The 15,595-nt window shown below is 71.4% G+C and carries 16 protein-coding genes; 12 read left to right on the top strand and 4 right to left on the bottom strand.

The window, feature by feature from the left end:
• Nucleotides 1-229 precede the first annotated feature (229 nt).
• From METY_RS14385 to METY_RS14355, 7 genes are all read left to right on the top strand, one after another.
• The gene (locus METY_RS14385; RefSeq protein WP_103122088.1) at nucleotides 230-442 is read left to right on the top strand and encodes a cold-shock protein; all 213 of its coding nucleotides are present in this window, start codon (nucleotides 230-232) and stop codon (nucleotides 440-442) included.
• 163 nt (nucleotides 443-605) lie between these two features.
• Nucleotides 606-1,205, top strand: a complete 600-nt coding sequence (locus METY_RS14380; RefSeq protein ID WP_103122087.1) for a glutathione S-transferase family protein — start codon at nucleotides 606-608, stop codon at nucleotides 1,203-1,205.
• A 126-nt stretch (nucleotides 1,206-1,331) separates the two neighbouring features.
• Complete coding sequence (locus METY_RS14375; protein ID WP_103122086.1) at nucleotides 1,332-1,742, top strand: hypothetical protein; 411 nt, start codon at nucleotides 1,332-1,334, stop codon at nucleotides 1,740-1,742.
• Nucleotides 1,743-1,839: 97 nt separating this feature from the next.
• Nucleotides 1,840-2,787, top strand: a complete 948-nt coding sequence (locus METY_RS14370; protein ID WP_103122085.1) for an ArgK/MeaB family GTPase — start codon at nucleotides 1,840-1,842, stop codon at nucleotides 2,785-2,787.
• A gap of 106 nt (nucleotides 2,788-2,893) precedes the next feature.
• Complete coding sequence (locus tag METY_RS21440; protein ID WP_244593666.1) at nucleotides 2,894-4,333, top strand: cell wall hydrolase; 1,440 nt, start codon at nucleotides 2,894-2,896, stop codon at nucleotides 4,331-4,333.
• On the top strand, nucleotides 4,330-5,346 hold the full coding sequence (locus METY_RS14360; protein ID WP_103122084.1) for a P1 family peptidase: 1,017 nt from the start codon (nucleotides 4,330-4,332) through the stop codon (nucleotides 5,344-5,346). The genes METY_RS21440 and METY_RS14360 overlap by 4 nt, the downstream gene beginning before the upstream one ends.
• A gap of 126 nt (nucleotides 5,347-5,472) precedes the next feature.
• On the top strand, nucleotides 5,473-6,207 hold the full coding sequence (locus METY_RS14355; RefSeq protein WP_103122083.1) for a cytochrome c biogenesis CcdA family protein: 735 nt from the start codon (nucleotides 5,473-5,475) through the stop codon (nucleotides 6,205-6,207).
• A 99-nt stretch (nucleotides 6,208-6,306) separates the two neighbouring features.
• On the opposite strand, the gene minE is transcribed toward METY_RS14355, so the two are convergent.
• From minE to minC, 3 genes are read right to left on the bottom strand one after another with little or no spacing between them, the layout of a single operon-like run.
• A complete protein-coding gene (gene minE / locus METY_RS14350; RefSeq protein ID WP_103122082.1) occupies nucleotides 6,307-6,576 on the bottom strand; it encodes a cell division topological specificity factor MinE in 270 nt (89 codons plus the stop codon).
• Nucleotides 6,573-7,388, bottom strand: a complete 816-nt coding sequence (minD, locus tag METY_RS14345) for a septum site-determining protein MinD (RefSeq protein ID WP_103122081.1) — start codon at nucleotides 7,386-7,388, stop codon at nucleotides 6,573-6,575. The genes minE and minD overlap by 4 nt, the downstream gene beginning before the upstream one ends.
• A gap of 44 nt (nucleotides 7,389-7,432) precedes the next feature.
• A complete protein-coding gene (gene minC, locus METY_RS14340; RefSeq protein WP_103122080.1) occupies nucleotides 7,433-8,161 on the bottom strand; it encodes a septum site-determining protein MinC in 729 nt (242 codons plus the stop codon).
• Nucleotides 8,162-8,396: 235 nt separating this feature from the next.
• On the opposite strand from minC, the gene METY_RS14335 reads away from it, so the two are divergent.
• The 5 genes from METY_RS14335 (at nucleotide 8,397) to METY_RS14315 (ending at nucleotide 15,069) form a co-directional block, all read left to right on the top strand.
• Complete coding sequence (locus METY_RS14335) at nucleotides 8,397-10,613, top strand: putative bifunctional diguanylate cyclase/phosphodiesterase (RefSeq protein WP_103122079.1); 2,217 nt, start codon at nucleotides 8,397-8,399, stop codon at nucleotides 10,611-10,613.
• Between the two features lie 105 nt (nucleotides 10,614-10,718).
• Complete coding sequence (locus METY_RS14330) at nucleotides 10,719-11,603, top strand: hypothetical protein (protein ID WP_146035728.1); 885 nt, start codon at nucleotides 10,719-10,721, stop codon at nucleotides 11,601-11,603.
• Between the two features lie 3 nt (nucleotides 11,604-11,606).
• A complete protein-coding gene (locus METY_RS14325) occupies nucleotides 11,607-12,788 on the top strand; it encodes a glycosyltransferase (protein ID WP_103122077.1) in 1,182 nt (393 codons plus the stop codon).
• A gap of 534 nt (nucleotides 12,789-13,322) precedes the next feature.
• Complete coding sequence (locus METY_RS14320; protein ID WP_103122076.1) at nucleotides 13,323-13,823, top strand: hypothetical protein; 501 nt, start codon at nucleotides 13,323-13,325, stop codon at nucleotides 13,821-13,823.
• Entirely contained in the window at nucleotides 13,732-15,069 is a 1,338-nt protein-coding gene (locus METY_RS14315; RefSeq protein ID WP_244593665.1) for a DNA-packaging protein, read from the top strand. The genes METY_RS14320 and METY_RS14315 overlap by 92 nt, the downstream gene beginning before the upstream one ends.
• A 13-nt stretch (nucleotides 15,070-15,082) precedes the next feature.
• Here METY_RS14315 and METY_RS14310 read toward each other — a convergent pair whose 3' ends face one another.
• Entirely contained in the window at nucleotides 15,083-15,490 is a 408-nt protein-coding gene (locus tag METY_RS14310) for a hypothetical protein (RefSeq protein ID WP_103122074.1), read from the bottom strand.
• Nucleotides 15,491-15,595 lie beyond the last annotated feature (105 nt).

Raw genomic sequence — 15,595 nt, 5'->3', positions numbered from 1 at the left:
CGTTCGCAACGCCGTTTTGCACCCTCCTGAGGCGCCGATCCCCTGGAACGCGCCATCTTTTCGCCTTGCCTTTCGCAGGTGCGAAACGTTACCAAAATGGGGAGGCCGAGCGGGATGGGCGAGGCGGCGCAGGTGTGACCTTCGTCTTTGCAGCCCAGGCGGGCGGCCGGCGTTCGATACGCGCCGGAGGGGGCGCGGGCAGTTCACTTGCGAGCGAAGGGGGCGCCACATGGCGCAAAGCGGAACGGTCAAGTTCTTCAACGCCGAGAAGGGGTATGGCTTCATCAAGCCGGACGGCGGCGGCGCCGACATCTTCGTGCATGTCTCGGCCGTGACGCGGTCGGGTCTGCCGGGTCTGGAGGAAGGCCAGCTGGTGACGTTCGAGGTCGAGCCGGACCGCAAGGGCAAGGGTCCCAAGGCGGTCAATCTCACCGTCGGCTGAGGCGGCGGCGGCCGGAGCATCGGGATCTCCGGAACCGTAAGAGCCGGCGGGAGCTTCACGCGTTTCCGCCGCGTCTCCGCGTGCTACAGGATGACGGCGATCCTGAGGGACGCCCCCGGCGGCCGCCGGGGGGCCGGAGGGTCCTCGTGCTCTGGGAGACGCCATGCTCATCCTGCGTTCCGCCGCCCCCTCGCCATTCGGCCGGAAGGTCAAGATCGCGGCCGCGATCCTCGGCCTATCCGACCGCATCAGGGTTGTGGCCACCAACACCGCCGACCCCGACGATCCGATCCGCTTGGTCAACCCGCTCGGCAAGATCCCGACGCTCGAGTTCGACAACGGCGCGACCCTGTTCGACAGCCGCGTGATCCTCGAATATCTCGACCACCTCGCCGGCGGCGGAAAGATCATTCCTGCGGACCCCTCCGCCCGGTTCGCCGCGCTGCGGACGCAGGCGCTGGCGGACGGGCTGATGGACGCCGCCCTGCTGCAGATCTATGAGCGGCGTTTCCGCGACGAGGCGAAGATCGAACCGAAGTGGCTCGAGATGCAGGCCGGAAAGGTCGCGCGGGCGCTCGGCGCGCTCGAGGCCTCGCCCCCGGTCGAGCATGGCGACGTGGGCGCCATCGCGGTCGCCTGCGCGCTCGGCTATCTCGACTTCCGTTTCGAAGGCCGCTGGCGTGCGGAGCACCCGAAGCTCGTCGAATGGCTCGACGCCTTCCGCGCCACCACGCCCGCTTACGACGCCACCGCGGCGCACTGACGCTTTCGCCCATCGTCGGCCCCCCGCGGGGGTGGCTGATCCGGGCGCGGCGTGCCAAACGTAAGCGCGCCATAAGAAGGCGAGCGCCGCGACAGACGGCGCCGCCCGCGTCGGAGGACCTCACCTATGCGTCACGCCCGCTTCGGCCTCGCGGCCGCCCTTCTCCTCGCCGCCGGCGGCGCGGCCTTCGCGCAGGGCGCGCCGTCGTCGGGTCAGCAACAGACCGCTGATCCGGCCGAATCCGCAAAGGTGGACAGCGCCTACACGGCGGCGTGCACGGCCAGGGTGTCGAAAGAGCTCTGCGGCTGCGTGGTTCAGGTCGCGAACCTGCACATCAACGACATCGCCGAGCGGCAGGTGTTCTACGACTACATGATGGGCGACGTGGACAAGGCGAAGGCGCAGCGCGCCATGTTCCCGCCGGAGAAGTCCCGCGTGTTCAACGTGGCGCTGCAGAAGGCCGACAGCATGCTCAAGGACGCATGCGACCGCTACAAGACCGCGCCCGCGCAGCCGGGCGCCGCGCCGAAGCCCTGACCCCGACGCGGCGCGCCGACGAAGGCGCCGTCGCGGGCGCCGTGGAATCGTGCGAGAGGAGGCTGACGCCTCTCTCGCCCCCGGTGCGCCAGGTCCCGTGACAGCCCAGCCGTTTCCCGACCTCCAGACCCTCCGCGGCGCCGGCAAGGCCGGCTTGGCGCGCGCGCTCGCCCGGCTCGAGCGCGGCGCCGGCGGCCTGGAGGTCGCGGCCCTGCTCGACGCCGCGGAGGCCGAGCCGAAGGGCGACGTGATCGGCCTCACCGGCCCTCCAGGCGTCGGCAAGTCCACCCTCACTGGGGCGCTGGTGCGGCGCCTGCGCGGCCGCGGCCTGTCGGTCGGCGTGGTGGCGGTCGATCCCTCGTCCATGCGCTCCGGCGGGGCCCTGCTCGGCGACCGCGCCCGTATCCCGACCGACCCCGACGACCAGGACGTGTTCGTCCGCTCGCTCGCCGCGCGCGACCGGCTGGGCGGCCTGTCCGACCTCGCCTTCGGCGTCGTCATCCTGATGCGGGCGCTGTTCGACCGGGTGATCGTCGAGACGGTCGGCGTCGGCCAGTCGGAGGCGGACGTGGCGTTGGTGGCTGACACCATCCTGCTCGCCGTGCAGCCCGCCTCCGGCGACGCGCTGCAGTTCATCAAGGCGGGGGTGATGGAGCTGCCGGACGTTGTGGCGGTCACCAAGGCGGACCTCGGCGCTCCCGCCACGCGCGCGCGCGACGACCTCGAAAGCGCGCTGACGCTTGCGAGCGGGGGCGCGAACGGCTGGCGTCCACCGGTGACGCTGGTCTCCTCGGAGACCGGCGAGGGCGTCGAAAGCCTCGCCGCGCTGGTGGATGAGCACCTCGGCCATCTGAAGGCGACCGGCCAACTCGGCCCGCAACGCGGGCGGCAGTCCGAAGCCCGGCTGAACGCGGCCCTCAAGGCCCGCTTCGGCACGGCCGGGGTCGCCGCCGCGGCCCCGCTTCTCCGTGAGCTCTCCGGCGGCGCCTTCGCCCGCGAGCGCGAAGTCGCCAACCGCCTCGCCGCCCGGCTGACCGCCCCCTGACGCGCCCTCGTTAACCGCTCCTCAAGGTTAAGACGCGAAAACCATACCGGTGTGTGGTTTCGGCTGGGTGAGATGCTCGCCCGGCCTCGCGTGGAGTGCGCGTTCCATGGCGTCACGGGAGACGAAGCGGCGCGTCGGGCGACGGCGGGAGCGGCGGCTCGGGCCGTTCGCGCTTCGCCTTGCGCTGGCGGCCGCAACGCTGCCCTTCGCCACGACCTCCATCGCGCGGCAGGACGCTTTCAGCCTCTCGTCGGGGCGCGTGCGGGCGGAGGAGGGCGATCGCTCGCTCTATCTCGCAGCCGGGCGTCGGCGCGCGGCCGATCTCGTCTCGCTCGAAGCGGCGGACCTGTTCGCGTCGGGCCGCGGGCCGGAGCTCTCGGTCGATCTCCTCGGCGCCGGCGAGTATCTCGTGCTGCAGGAGGCCGAGGAGCCGAAGGCGGAGGTCCTCGTCGCCGCGGCGGCCAAGGGGGAGGGGCCCGAGGCGTTCCTCGATCGCACCGCGAAGGGCGATCGGAGCGCCATCCTGCCGCCTCCCGAGCAGACCGCGCCCACCGTCGCGGCGACCGTCGACTCCGGCGAGGCGTTCGTGACCCTGCCCCCGATCGGCGCGCTGCTTCATCCCGACCGCCGCGGCGTGCTGAGCGTCCTGCCGCTCGTCGGCGACGGCCGCCGCGCGGCGCCGACCATCGTGCTGCCGCCGACGCCGAGCCGCGCGGAGCTGTCCGAGAAGGTTGCGGACGCCGCGCCGAAGGACGACGGCCTCGACGAGGAGGGCGCCTACTCGGCGGTTCAGGACCTCGGCGCGGTGACGCGCGTGCCGATGACGCGCCGGGAGGCCGGCGCCAATCATGACGGTTCGACGCCCTCGGTCGCGTTTCTGTCGGGAGGCCACATCCCGCGCACCACCACGCCCGCGACTGAGGCGCCGATGGCGGTGGCGGCCATGCCGGTCGCGCCGACGAAGGGCGACGCCGGTCATCTCGCGAAGGTCGACGCGCGCGCCAACGACGCCCCCTTGCGCAAGGGCGCGCCCTCCGAAGCCGAGACCGCGGCGCTCCGCGGCGGCCTCGACGGCGTCATCCAGACGCGGATGTCCCGCCGGCTGTTCATCCCCGAGGCCCAGCTCGCCTCGTCGGAAAAGTGCCTTGCGGAGGCGATCTACTTCGAGGCCCGCGGCGAGCCGGTCGAGGGCCAGTATGCGGTGGCGCAGGTCGTCATGAACCGCGCGCGCTCCGGCTACTATCCGAACACGGTCTGCGGCGTCGTCTATCAGAACAAAAACTGGCGCAACGCGTGCCAGTTCTCCTTCGCCTGCGACCGCATCCCGGACCGGGTGAACAACGTCTACGCGTGGCGGCTGGCGACCCGCATCGCCCGCGACGTGACCGAGGGCGGCGCTTGGCTTCCCGAGGTCGGCTCTTCGACGCATTATCACGCGACCTACGTCCGCCCGCGCTGGATCCGCGACATGGTCAAGCTCGACAAGATCGGCCGCCACATCTTCTACCGGGTGCGCTGGCACGCGCCCCAGCCGGGCGACGCGTGAGGCTCCGCACGGGGCTGCGGAACCTGCTGACGGACGTCGCGGGCGTCCGCGTGGGCCACGCCGACGACGTCGGGCTCGCCTCCGGCGTCACCGCGATCGTGTTCGACACGCCTGCCGTCGCCTCCGTCGATGTGCGCGGCGGCGGGCCGGGCGTCCGCGAGACCGAGCTGCTCGCGCCTGAACGCACGGTGCAGGCGATCGACGCCCTGGTCCTATCCGGCGGCTCCGCCTTTGGCCTCGACGCCGCGGCGGGCGTCATGGCGGCGCTGGCGGAAGCCGGCCGTGGCTTCGCCGTCGGACCGGCCCGGGTCCCGATCGTGCCGGGCGCGATCCTGTTCGACCTGACCAACGGCGGCGACAAGGACTGGGGCCGCTATCCGCCCTATCGCGACCTCGGCTATTGCGCGACGGTGTCGGCGGGCGAGGATTTTGGGCTTGGCTCGGTCGGCGCGGGGCTCGGCGCCCGCACCGCGACGCTGAAGGGCGGGCTCGGCTCGGCCTCGGCGATCGTCGAGGACCTAGGCGTCACGGTGGGCGCGCTGGCCGCCGTCAACGCGCTGGGGTCCGCAACGATCGGGGATGGCGCGCATTTCTGGGCCGCGCCGTTCGAGATCGGGAGTGAGTTCGGCGGGCGCGGGCCGACGCCCGTGGTTCCGCCCGAGGCGCTGTTCCCGCCCGCGAAACCCCAGCCGGGCGCGCACACGACGCTCGCCGTCGTCGTGACCGACGCGCGGCTGACCAAGGCGGAGGCGAAGGCGCTCGCCGTCATGGCGCAAGACGGCCTGGCGCGCGCCCTCGTGCCCTGTCACTCGCCGCTCGACGGAGACGTGGTGTTCTCGGCCGCGACCGGTCTGCGCCAGCTCGAGGGGGATCGCGTGGCGGCCCTGACCGCGCTTGGCCACGTTGCGGCGCTCACGCTGGCGCGCGCCGTGGCCCGCGGCGTGTACGAGGCGACAGCGCTGCCACTGCCGGGCGCGCAAGGCGCGTGGCGGGATCGGTTCGGGACCTCGTAGCGTCAGGGATCTGCGAACGGCGCTCCCTTCACGTTCGCGCGCCGCGCCGCACGGGCGCCTTTCGCTTAGCCTGAAGCCGGGCTAGGGCAGGGAGGCGCGAAAGGCCTCGCGCGACCGGAGCGTGAGATGATCGGCGCCGTCACCATTCCCGCCGCCTTCGCGGCCGGGGCCATCAGCTTCTTAAGCCCTTGCGTGCTGCCGCTGGTGCCGCCCTACCTGTGCTTTCTCGCCGGCACGACGCTCGACAAGCTCACGGCCGACGACGCGCCCAAGGCCGCCACCGGCCGGGCGCTGGCGGCCGCGGCCCTGTTCGTCGCGGGCTTCTCCACCGTCTTCGTGGCGCTCGGCGCGACCGCGTCGCTGCTCGGCCGGCTGCTGCTTCAGAACGCGCCGCTGCTCGCCACCATCGCGGGCCTCGCCATCATCGTGATGGGGCTGCACTTCCTGGGACTGTTCCGCATTCCGTTCTTGATGCGCGATACGCGCATGGAGGTGCAGAAGCCCGTCGGGCTCTGGGGGGCCTACGTCATGGGCCTCGCCTTCGCCTTCGGCTGGACGCCCTGCATCGGGCCCGTGCTGGCGGCGATCCTCTCGGTCGCGGCCTCCGAGACCACCGTGGCCGCCGGCGCGGGGCTGCTCGGGGTCTACGCGCTTGGGCTCGGCGTGCCGTTCCTGATCGCGGCGCTCGCGATGAAGCCCTTCGTCGGCTTCCTCCGCCGCTTCCGCTCGCATCTTGGAACGGTCGAGAAGGTCATGGGCGGATTGCTGGTGCTGACGGGCGTCGCCTTCCTCACCGGCTTCACCACCACGGCGTCGTTCTGGCTGCTGGAGACGTTTCCGGGGCTCGCGACGCTCGGATAAGCGGACCGAGTTTCGTCAAGTCGTAGGACCATCGTCCGAGACACTCGGCAGAATGGAAAAACGGCGCGCCCCGAGGAGCGCGCCGCTTTTTCTTGGGGGTCAGCCCGCGAGCTTGAGCCCGCCGTTCGGGGTGCGGATCTCGATGTCGACCTCGAGGGTCGCCAGCGTGTCGCGGGTGTCGGTCTTGATCCGAACCTTCTCCGGGTCGATCGCGATGTGCTTCGCGATGACGGCCAGGATTTCGTCCTTGAGCTGGGCGACGAGATCGGTGCGGCCGAACACGGCGCGCTCGTGGGCCAGCAGGAGCTGAAGACGCTCGCGGGCGGCGGGCGCCGAGGAGCGGCGGGTGAAGAACTTGAGAACGCTCATGCCGCCCTCCGACCGAACAGGTTTCCGAAGAAGCGCTTCTTCTCGCTCGGCACGGTCATCTCGATGGTCTCGCCGCGGAGACGCCGGGCCGCATCGAGGTAGGCGCGCGAGGGGGCCGAGATCGGGTTCGCCAGCGTGACCGGCGAGCCGAGGTTCGAGGCCTTCAGCACTTCGGGGCTCTCAGGGATGATGCCGAGCAGCGGGATCGAGAGGATCTCGAGCACGTCGTCGACCTTGAGCATGTCGCCGCGCTCGGCGCGCACGGGGTCGTAGCGGGTGAGGAGAAGCAGCTTCTCCATGGTCTCGCCGCGCTCGGCCTTCTCGGTCTTGGAGTCAAGCAGGCCGATGATGCGGTCGCTGTCGCGGACCGAGGAGACTTCAGGGTTGGTCACGATGACCGCGAGGTCGGCGTGGCGCATCGCGAAGTAGGCGCCGCGCTCGATGCCGGCGGGGCTGTCGCAGATGATCCAGTCGAACTTGCCCTTGAGCTCGTTGATCACGCGCTCGACGCCCTCGGCCGTCAGCGCGTCCTTGTCGCGCGTCTGGGAGGCGGGGAGGAGCGAGAGGCTCTCCACCCGCTTGTCCTTGATCAGCGCCTGGTTGAGGTTGGCGTCGCCCTGGACCACGTTGATGAGGTCGTAGACGACCCGGCGCTCGGCCCCCATGACGAGGTCGAGGTTGCGCAGCCCGACGTCGAAATCGATGACGACGACGCTCTGCCCGGTCTGGGCGAGAGCCGCGCCGAGGGCTGCGGTCGACGTCGTCTTGCCGACGCCTCCCTTGCCCGACGTGACGACCAGAACCTCAGCCATGTGACTTCTCTCCAAAATCGTTGTGTCGTTCGTTCATCGAAAGATCAGTCGAGCGCGTGGACGCGCAGGATTTCGCCGTCGAGCTGCGCGCGGACGGGCTTGCCGCGGAGCGTCTTGTCCAGTTCGTCGGTGGTCATGTAGACGCCGTCGATCGCCAGCAGTTCGGCGTCGAGCTTGCGGCAGAAGATGCGGGCCTTGCCGTCGCCGGCCGAGCCCGCGATCGCCCGGCCGCGGAGGGCGCCGTAGACGTGGATGGAGCCGCCCGCGACGATCTCGGCGCCCGAGGCGACCGATCCGCAGATGGTGACGTCGCCCTGGAACGAGACGCTCTGGCCTGACCGCACGGGGTGGTCGATCACCAGCGAGGTGGTGGAGGCGGCGGCCGCTTCCTTGGCGGAAATCTCGCCGGCCGCCCGCCCGCCGACCGGCATGGCGAGCCGGGCGTTGGGGCCGTCGAGGAATTTCGGGTCGCAGCCCTCGACGCCGATGATCCGCACCTTGCGGATGTCGAGCTCGCCCAAAAGGGCGGCGAGCAGGCGTGGGGACAGCTTGATGCCAGAGACGTCGAGCACCACCGGGCGCTCGCCGAAGAAGCCGGGCGAGCCCGCGGTCAGGCCGTCGAGCTCGGCGTACCACTCGTCGAGCGGCTGCTCGGGGGCGAGCACCAGCGCCATGAAGGAGCGCCCGCGGAAGCGGATGGGACGCCGCTTGGCGGCGGTCTCGGAGGCGGCGTCGGCCGGCTTCGGCACAATCTGGAGAGCGGCTTGCGACACGAGCGGTCCCGGAATCAGGAGGGTTAACGAAGCGTTGCCACCCGAGTTGACGCTTCCGTGGTTAACGACGGGTTAACCGGCCCGGCACTTTCTGCCGGGCGCCCGCGCAATCTGCGAGGCGAGGGGGCGGCGAGCCCTCCAAGTCCGGCGAAAACCGGTCGGAGGCCGTGGTCGCGGCGCCGAAGTGTTTAGGCTTTGGCGCCAAGGTGCCCTTCGCATCGGGGGCGAAGCGAAAATGTCACATGATCAGGACGCCGCTGCGGCGGCAGCGCTGGGACGCCGCGCCATGGCGGCGCTTGTGGGGGCGATCGTGTTCGCCTTCGTTGTGGCGTTCGCCCTGCTGACCTGGATCGCCGACGACCAGGACGTCATCGCCGAAGCCCGATCGGTCGCGCTCGAGAACCACGCCTGGCAGGGGCGGCGGGACCTGCTCGCGACGACGCTCGAGGACTACGCCGCCTGGGGCGCCGCCTACGCCAACCTGCATGTGCGGGTGGACATCGACTGGGCCTACGCCCAGGCCAACCTCGGCGACACCGTGTTCAACCGGCTGGGGTTCACGCATGTCTTCGTGGTGGGGCCCTCGGGAGAGACCCGGTACGCGCTCGTCGACGGGGCGCTGAGCTCCTCCACCGTCGAGGACACCTTCGGCCCCTCGGTCGCCGACCTCATCGCGCGCGCGCGCCAAGCCGCCGGGACCAACACGACCGTCACGACCCCGGGGCTGCTGACGATCGGGGGCGATCCGGCGATCGTCTCCGCCGCGGCGATCTCCACCGGCGCCGACTGGACGGTGACGCCGATCCCGGGACCGGCCTCCGTGATGCTGTTCGCGGAGCGCATGGCGCCGGCCCGGCTGAAGGCCTTGGGCTCGCGCTACTTCGTGGACAACCTCCGCGTCGCGCGGGACGCGGTCGACGCCGCCGCCGCTCCGGCGGTTCATCTCGCCTTCGAAAACGGAGCTCCTCTCACGCTGCGCTGGGACCCGGAGCGCCCCGGCCGGCGGCTTGTGGAAACGGTGCTGCCGCTGGTGCTCTGCGCCGGCGCGGCCATGGCCATGTTGCTCGCGCTGTTCGCGCGCGACTCGCGCCGCGCCTCCGGCCTGATCCGCGCGAGCGAACGGCGGCTGCAGGCCGCCTACCGCGACGTCGAGCGCAAGGCGATGCATGACGCCACCACCGGCCTGCCGAACCGCCTGATGCTCGACCGGCACATGGACGAGCGCCTCCAGGACCCGACGTCGCGTCTCGCGCTGCTCTTCCTCGACCTCGATCGCTTCAAGCCGGTCAACGACGCCCACGGCCACGCCGCCGGCGACGAGGTCCTGCAGCAGGTCGCCGAGCGCCTCCGCCGCAGCCTGCCGGAAGGCGACCTCGTCGCGCGGGTGGGCGGCGACGAATTCGTGGTGGTGGCCGGCGGGCTGGACCAGGAGGGCGTCGAGCGGCTTTGCCGCCGTCTGATCGCGACCGTGGCCGCGCCCATCCGGCACGCCTTCGGCGAGGTCCGGCTCGGCCTGTCGATCGGGGTGGCGATGCCGCAGCCCGAGTGCGACGCCGGCGAACTGATGCGCCATGCGGACCTCGCGCTCTATCGCGCCAAGGAGGCCGGTCGCGGCACCTACCGGTTCTTCGCGAGCGAGATGAACGACAAGATCCTGGGGCGGCGGAAGCTTGAGGCCGAGCTCTGGCGGGGGTTGGAGCAGCGCGAGTTCGTGCTGGATTTCCAGCCGCGTTACGACGCGCGCTCGATGCGCGTCCGCCGGGCCGAAGCGCTGCTGCGGTGGCGCCATCCGACGCGCGGCTTGGTCGGCCCCTCGGAGTTCGTTCCGCTCGCCGAAGAGACGGGCCTGATCGTCCCGCTCGGCGAGTGGGTGATGCGCGCCGCCTGCGCCGCCGCGGTGCGCTGGCCGGACATCGGGGTCTCCGTGAATGTGTCCGCGGTCCAGATGCGCGACGACGGGCTCTCGGCCGTGGTGGCGGACGCCCTTCTGCGCTCCGGCCTGGAGCCGAGCCGGCTCGAGATCGAGATCACCGAAAGCGTGCTGATCGAGGACGCCGACCGCGCCCGCGCCGTGATGCTGGAGCTGAAGGCGCTCGGCGTCCGGCTGGCGATGGATGATTTCGGCACCGGCTACTCCTCGCTCGGCTATCTCCGCAGCTTCCCGTTCGACGCCATAAAAATCGATCGCCGCTTCGTGGCGGATCTGGCCCCACGCGGGGAGGCCCGCGCCATTGTGCAGGCGATCCTCGGCCTTGGCCGCGCTTTGGGCCTCACCGTGACCGCCGAGGGGGTCGAAACCCCTGAGCAGCTGATGCTGCTGCGCGTCGATTCCTGCGACGAGGTGCAGGGCTTCTATCTGGCGCGCCCGCTCGCCGAGCCCGATCTCCTTGACCTCCTGGACGCCGCCCAAACGCCTGAGCCGCGGAGCGCAAGCGCCCGGACGGCGGGCTGAAGACCGAAGCTCTCCATGATTCGATAGGCGGCTGGTCAGCGGGCGAGGAGTGTGGTCTTTTTTTGGACCTGACGATTCGCCCGGGGGGAGCGAGATCACATGCACATGACGTTAAAGACGGCGCTCCTGTCGGGCGCTGCGATGGGACTCGTGTTCGGCGCGGGGGCGCCGGTCCGCGCCGCCGACATCTTCGCGGAGGGCGCCGGACTCGCTCCTGCGGTCGACGTGCTGAACGGCAAGGTCGAGGGCTTCGGCGGCTGGGTGGACGGCCGCTTCGGCCGCAGCGGCGACTTCGTCGGCGGCGGGTTGGCCTCGGTCACGCTGCCGCTCGGCGAGCGCTTCGGCGCGCAGGTCGACGGCATCGCGGCGTCGAAGCGCGGGGATTTCGTCGGCGGCGGAGCGGGCCACCTCTTCACCCGCGATCCGGCGAGCTATCTCTTCGGCGTCTACGGCTCCGGGATCGGGTTCGACGACCGGCTCAATTCGTGGAACGCAAAGATCGGCGCCGAGGGCGAGGCCTATTTCGGGCGCCTGACCCTGTCCGGCGTGCTGGGGTACGAGCACATCGGCGGCGGTTCCAGCGCGACCGAGCGGACCCGCAAGGGCGGCTCGTTCTTCGACTATGTCGACGTGAGCTACTACGTCACCGACGACTGGAAGCTTTCCACCGGCCACCGCTACACCGGCCGCAAGCACGCCGCGGCCCTCGGCACGGAGATCGCGCTGCCGGTCGCCGGCTTCGACTCGTCGGCCTTCGTCGAGGGGCGCCTCGGCGAGAAGGACTACAAGGCCGTCTGGGGCGGCCTGAAGGTCTACTTCGGAGGCGGCGACAAGACCTTGATCGCCCGTCACCGCGAGAGCGACCCGCCGAACTGGCTCAAGGACGACCTGTTCTCGACCTCGTCCAGGCGCCGGTCGCCGGGCGTCACGCCTCCGCCGCCTCCGCCCTGCGGCGGCGAAGGCTCGTGCGGTCCCTGCTATCCGGACTGACGCATGCGCCGCGCGCTGCTCGCCTGGGAGGGCGGGGCCGGGCGCGGCCACGTCGTCACCCTGAAAACGGTCGCCGAAGCGCTCGGCGACCGTTTTGTCTTCGACGCCGCGCTCTGCCGTATGGAGCACGCGGTCGAGCTCGAACCTGTCTGCGAACTGGTGTTTCCCGGCGCCTCGCTTCGCCCGCGCGACGCTCACCGACGCGGCCCCAACGCGGTGCGCACCGCGACCTGGGGCGAGTTCCTCGGCGATCTCGGCTTTCGCGACGAAGCCTTCCTCGCGCGCCAGATCGCGTGGTGGCAGGAGGTGATCCGCTGCCGGCGGATCGCCTTCGTGGTCGCGGACTTCGCGCCTTGCGCGCTGATGGCCGCGCGCAGTCTCGGCGTGCCGGCGGTCGCGATCGGCGTCGGCTACTCCTGCCCGCCGCCCGACATGCCGTCGTTTCCGATCTTCATGCCCGAGCACGCCGAGCGGCTCTACGACGAGCGCGACATCGTCGCGGCCGTCAACCGCGCCGCCACGCCGCTCGGAGTTCCCGAGATCGACCGGCTTCCGGCGGTCTACGCCTCCGACGACCAGCTCGCGTGCACGCTGCCGATGCTCGACCCCTACCACGGGCTGCGGGCGCGCCCGCTGCTGCCGCCGGTCGCCGATCTCCCGAGCGCCGCCTCCGACGGCTCAGGCGAGGAGATCTTCGTCTACTTCTCCACCACCGAGCGCGACAACCCGGCGTTGATGGAAGCGCTCGAGGACCTTGGCGCGCCGACCCGAGCCTTCATCCCTGGCCTCGACGCCGCAGCCGCGGAGCGGCTGGCGGCCCGCGGCGTGACCGTCGAGACCGCCCCGGCGCCGGTCGACGCGATCGCCCGCCGCACGCGGCTGCTGCTGAGCGCGGGCCAGCACGGCATCCTGTGCCTCGGCCTCGGCGCCGGCCTGCCGCAGGTGGCGGCGCCTCAGCATCTGGAGCAGGGCTACCACGCGCGCCGGGCTGCGGAGGCCGGCGTGATGAGGGTCGTATCTCGCGAGGAGCGCAGCGCGGAAGCGTTCCGCTCCGCCGTCCGCGACGCCTACGCCCGGCCGGCGACGGCTGTCCGCGCCCGGGCGCTGGCCGCCGAGCTTCGTCCCCAGCTCGCGCGCGACCCGCGCGTCGACATCCGCGTGCGGACGCTTGCGGTGACAGGGTAGACCCGGAGGCCGACGCGCGTGGCAGGACCGCCCGGCGGGGGCAATTCTGGACCGCTCTAAGCGAAGAGGGGACGAAGGCGCTCAACCGTTCCCCAACAGTTGAGCATCGTCTTTGGGGCCTGGACCGGAGAGGGGCGGAATTCCGGCGCAGCGTCTTTCGGACGGGGGACTCCCTGGACGCGGTGTCACATTAGCCCGTCCAGTCTGAACTTATTCTAATAAGAAGGTTCATCTCCGGTTCAGATGGTTCGTGGGCGGTTAACGTGTCCGCGCTAGCAAATCAGGTGTCCGGCGGCGCCGGAGCCGGCCGTCACCCGCGTGCTTGGGACCTTCGAACTCCTCGTGAACCAGCCTTGTTGCAGCTCGAGCGGGATACCGCCCGCACACAAGGCTCGACGAAAATCAGCTAAAAATCCTACTTAGGAAAATATGCATTGACAGCGTGACGCTCGTCGGGTAGGTTTCTCCCATGCTCCAGAACTGCGGGCGAGGGACGGCGGCGACGCCTTCCTCGCTCCCTGAGAGGAGGTCTCCATGACGGAGTTCGACGCAGCGCCCAAAGCCGGGCCGAAACCGCGCGCGTCCGCCGAGACCATCGCGGAGGCGCGGCGGCTGATCGAGACCACGAGCCTGACCCAGGCGGAGATCGCGCAGAGGGTCGGCGTCTCCCGTCAGGCGCTCTGCCGGATGGTGGCGCGCGAGGGGTGGACCCGGCCGGCGGTCGATCGGCTGGAGACCGTGCGCCGTCTGCGGCTGCGGGTCGACGAACGGCTCGCCGCCATCGAGCCGCTGCTCGTTCGCTCCGGCGGGAGCGGGCTCGACGAGGCGGAACGGGCCGCCAAGACGCTCGGCGCGCTGGTGCGCACCTTGAAGGATCTGGCGGCGCTCGATCGCGACGAGACGCGGGCCGGCGGACGGGGGGACGAGAATGGCGAGCCCGTCGATGTCGACGCCCTTCGGGACGAGCTTGCGCGCCGACTTGCTCGCATGCGCGCCGAGCACGAGGGACAGGTTTCTGGCGTCCCTGACGCCTAGGGAGGCGGAGGCTCTGGCGGGTTTCTGGCGCATCTGGGCGCGCGACGACCAGACGCCCCCGGAGGGAGACTGGACCACCTGGCTGATGCTCGGCGGCCGGGGCGCGGGCAAGACCCGCGCCGGCGCCGAATGGGTCTGCGGGCTCGCGCTCGGCCGGCAAGGCTTCGCGGAGGCGCCGGTCGGCCGCATCGCTCTGGTGGGCGAGACCTACGCCGATCTGCGCGAGGTGATGGTCGACGGGGTGTCGGGCGTTCTCGCCGTGAGCGCGGGCGCCGAGCGCCCGGTCTACGAGCCGACGCGGCGTCGGCTGCTTTGGCCGAACGGCGCGATCGCGCAGGGGTTTTCCGCCGAGGATCCGGAGGCGCTGCGCGGGCCGCAGTTCGAGGCCGCGTGGTGCGACGAGGTCGCCAAATGGCGCCATCCGCAGGAGACATGGGACATGCTGCAGTTCGGACTTCGCCTCGGCGAGCGGCCGCGCCAGCTCGCGACCACGACGCCGCGCGCCGTGCCGCTGATCAAGCGGCTGCTCGCGGACCCCGCCACCGTGGTGTCGCGGGCGACCACCCGGATGAACGCCGCCAACCTCGCCCCGCGTTTTCTCGAGGCTGTCGTCGGGACCTACGCCGGCACAAGGCTCGGCCGACAGGAGCTCGACGGCGAATTGCTTGAGGACGACGAGGACGCGCTGTGGAGCCGGGAGGCGATCGAGCGCTCCCGGGTGCGCGACGTTCCGGAGCTGAAGCGCGTCGTCGTGGCCGTCGATCCGCCGGCCGGCGGCGGGAAGCGGTCCGACGCCTGCGGGCTGGTGGCGGTGGGGCTCGGCGCGGACGACCGGGCCTATGTGCTGGCGGACGAGACGGCGCAGGCCGCCCGCCCGGAGCTCTGGGCGGCGCGGGCGGTCGCCTTGCACCGCCGGCTTGAGGCTGACGCGCTGGTCGCGGAGGTGAACCAGGGAGGGGAGATGGTGCGCGCGGTCATCGCGCAGGTCGATCCCGGCGTCCCCGTCGTGGCGGTCAGGGCGACGCGCGGCAAATGGCTGAGGGCCGAGCCCGTCGCCGCGCTATACGCTCAGGGCCGGGTGGCCCATGTGGGCGCTCATCCCGCGCTGGAGGATGAAATGGCGGCGTTCGGTCTCGACGGGCTCGCCAACGGCCGTTCGCCCGACCGGGTCGACGCCCTCGTCTGGGCGGTTACCCACTTGATGCTCGGCGCCCGGGGGCGAGGTCCCAGAGTGTTGCGGCTGTAGAGCGCGCGGCGCCTCAGCGGTCGCTGCGGGCCTTGCCAGGGTCGCGGTAGATGCCCTGGTTCAGCGAGGGATCGTCCGCTCTGTTCTCGGTTGACCCCGCCATCGAGCCTCCGCCGCCGCCCTGCCTGTTCCGTCCGGCGACGCCGCTCGAGCCGCGTTCCAAGCCGCCCTGCTTCGCCGCAGCCGCGTCGTTCCCGGTCCCCATCGTTCCACCGGTTCGAGGGGCCGCCGTGCCCGCGGCGCCGGAGCCGCTCGTCGACGAGCCGCCGCCGGTGGCGGACGAGCCGCTGCCAGCGGACCCGCTGGACGAGGATCCGCCCGACGAGCCGCCGCCGGAAGAACCGCCGCTTTGCGCCACGGCCTCGAATGAAAAGGTCAGAAGCGCCGCGGTGGCGAGCGCCAATGCGATGCGCCGTTTCATGGAACCTGCTCCTTCCGTCGCAGCCGACCGGGCCGCAAGCGGAGCGGCCGGCGTCGATGCGAAACGTCCCGCCGGGAGCGATTGTTCCCGGCGGAACGTCGGGGC

This window comes from Methylopila sp. Yamaguchi, assembly GCF_002897035.1.
In the GTDB taxonomy this organism is placed as follows: domain Bacteria; phylum Pseudomonadota; class Alphaproteobacteria; order Rhizobiales; family Methylopilaceae; genus Methylopila.
The sequence above is the reverse complement of the archived record's forward strand: the minus strand, read 5'-3'. Positions and strand labels throughout refer to the sequence as shown.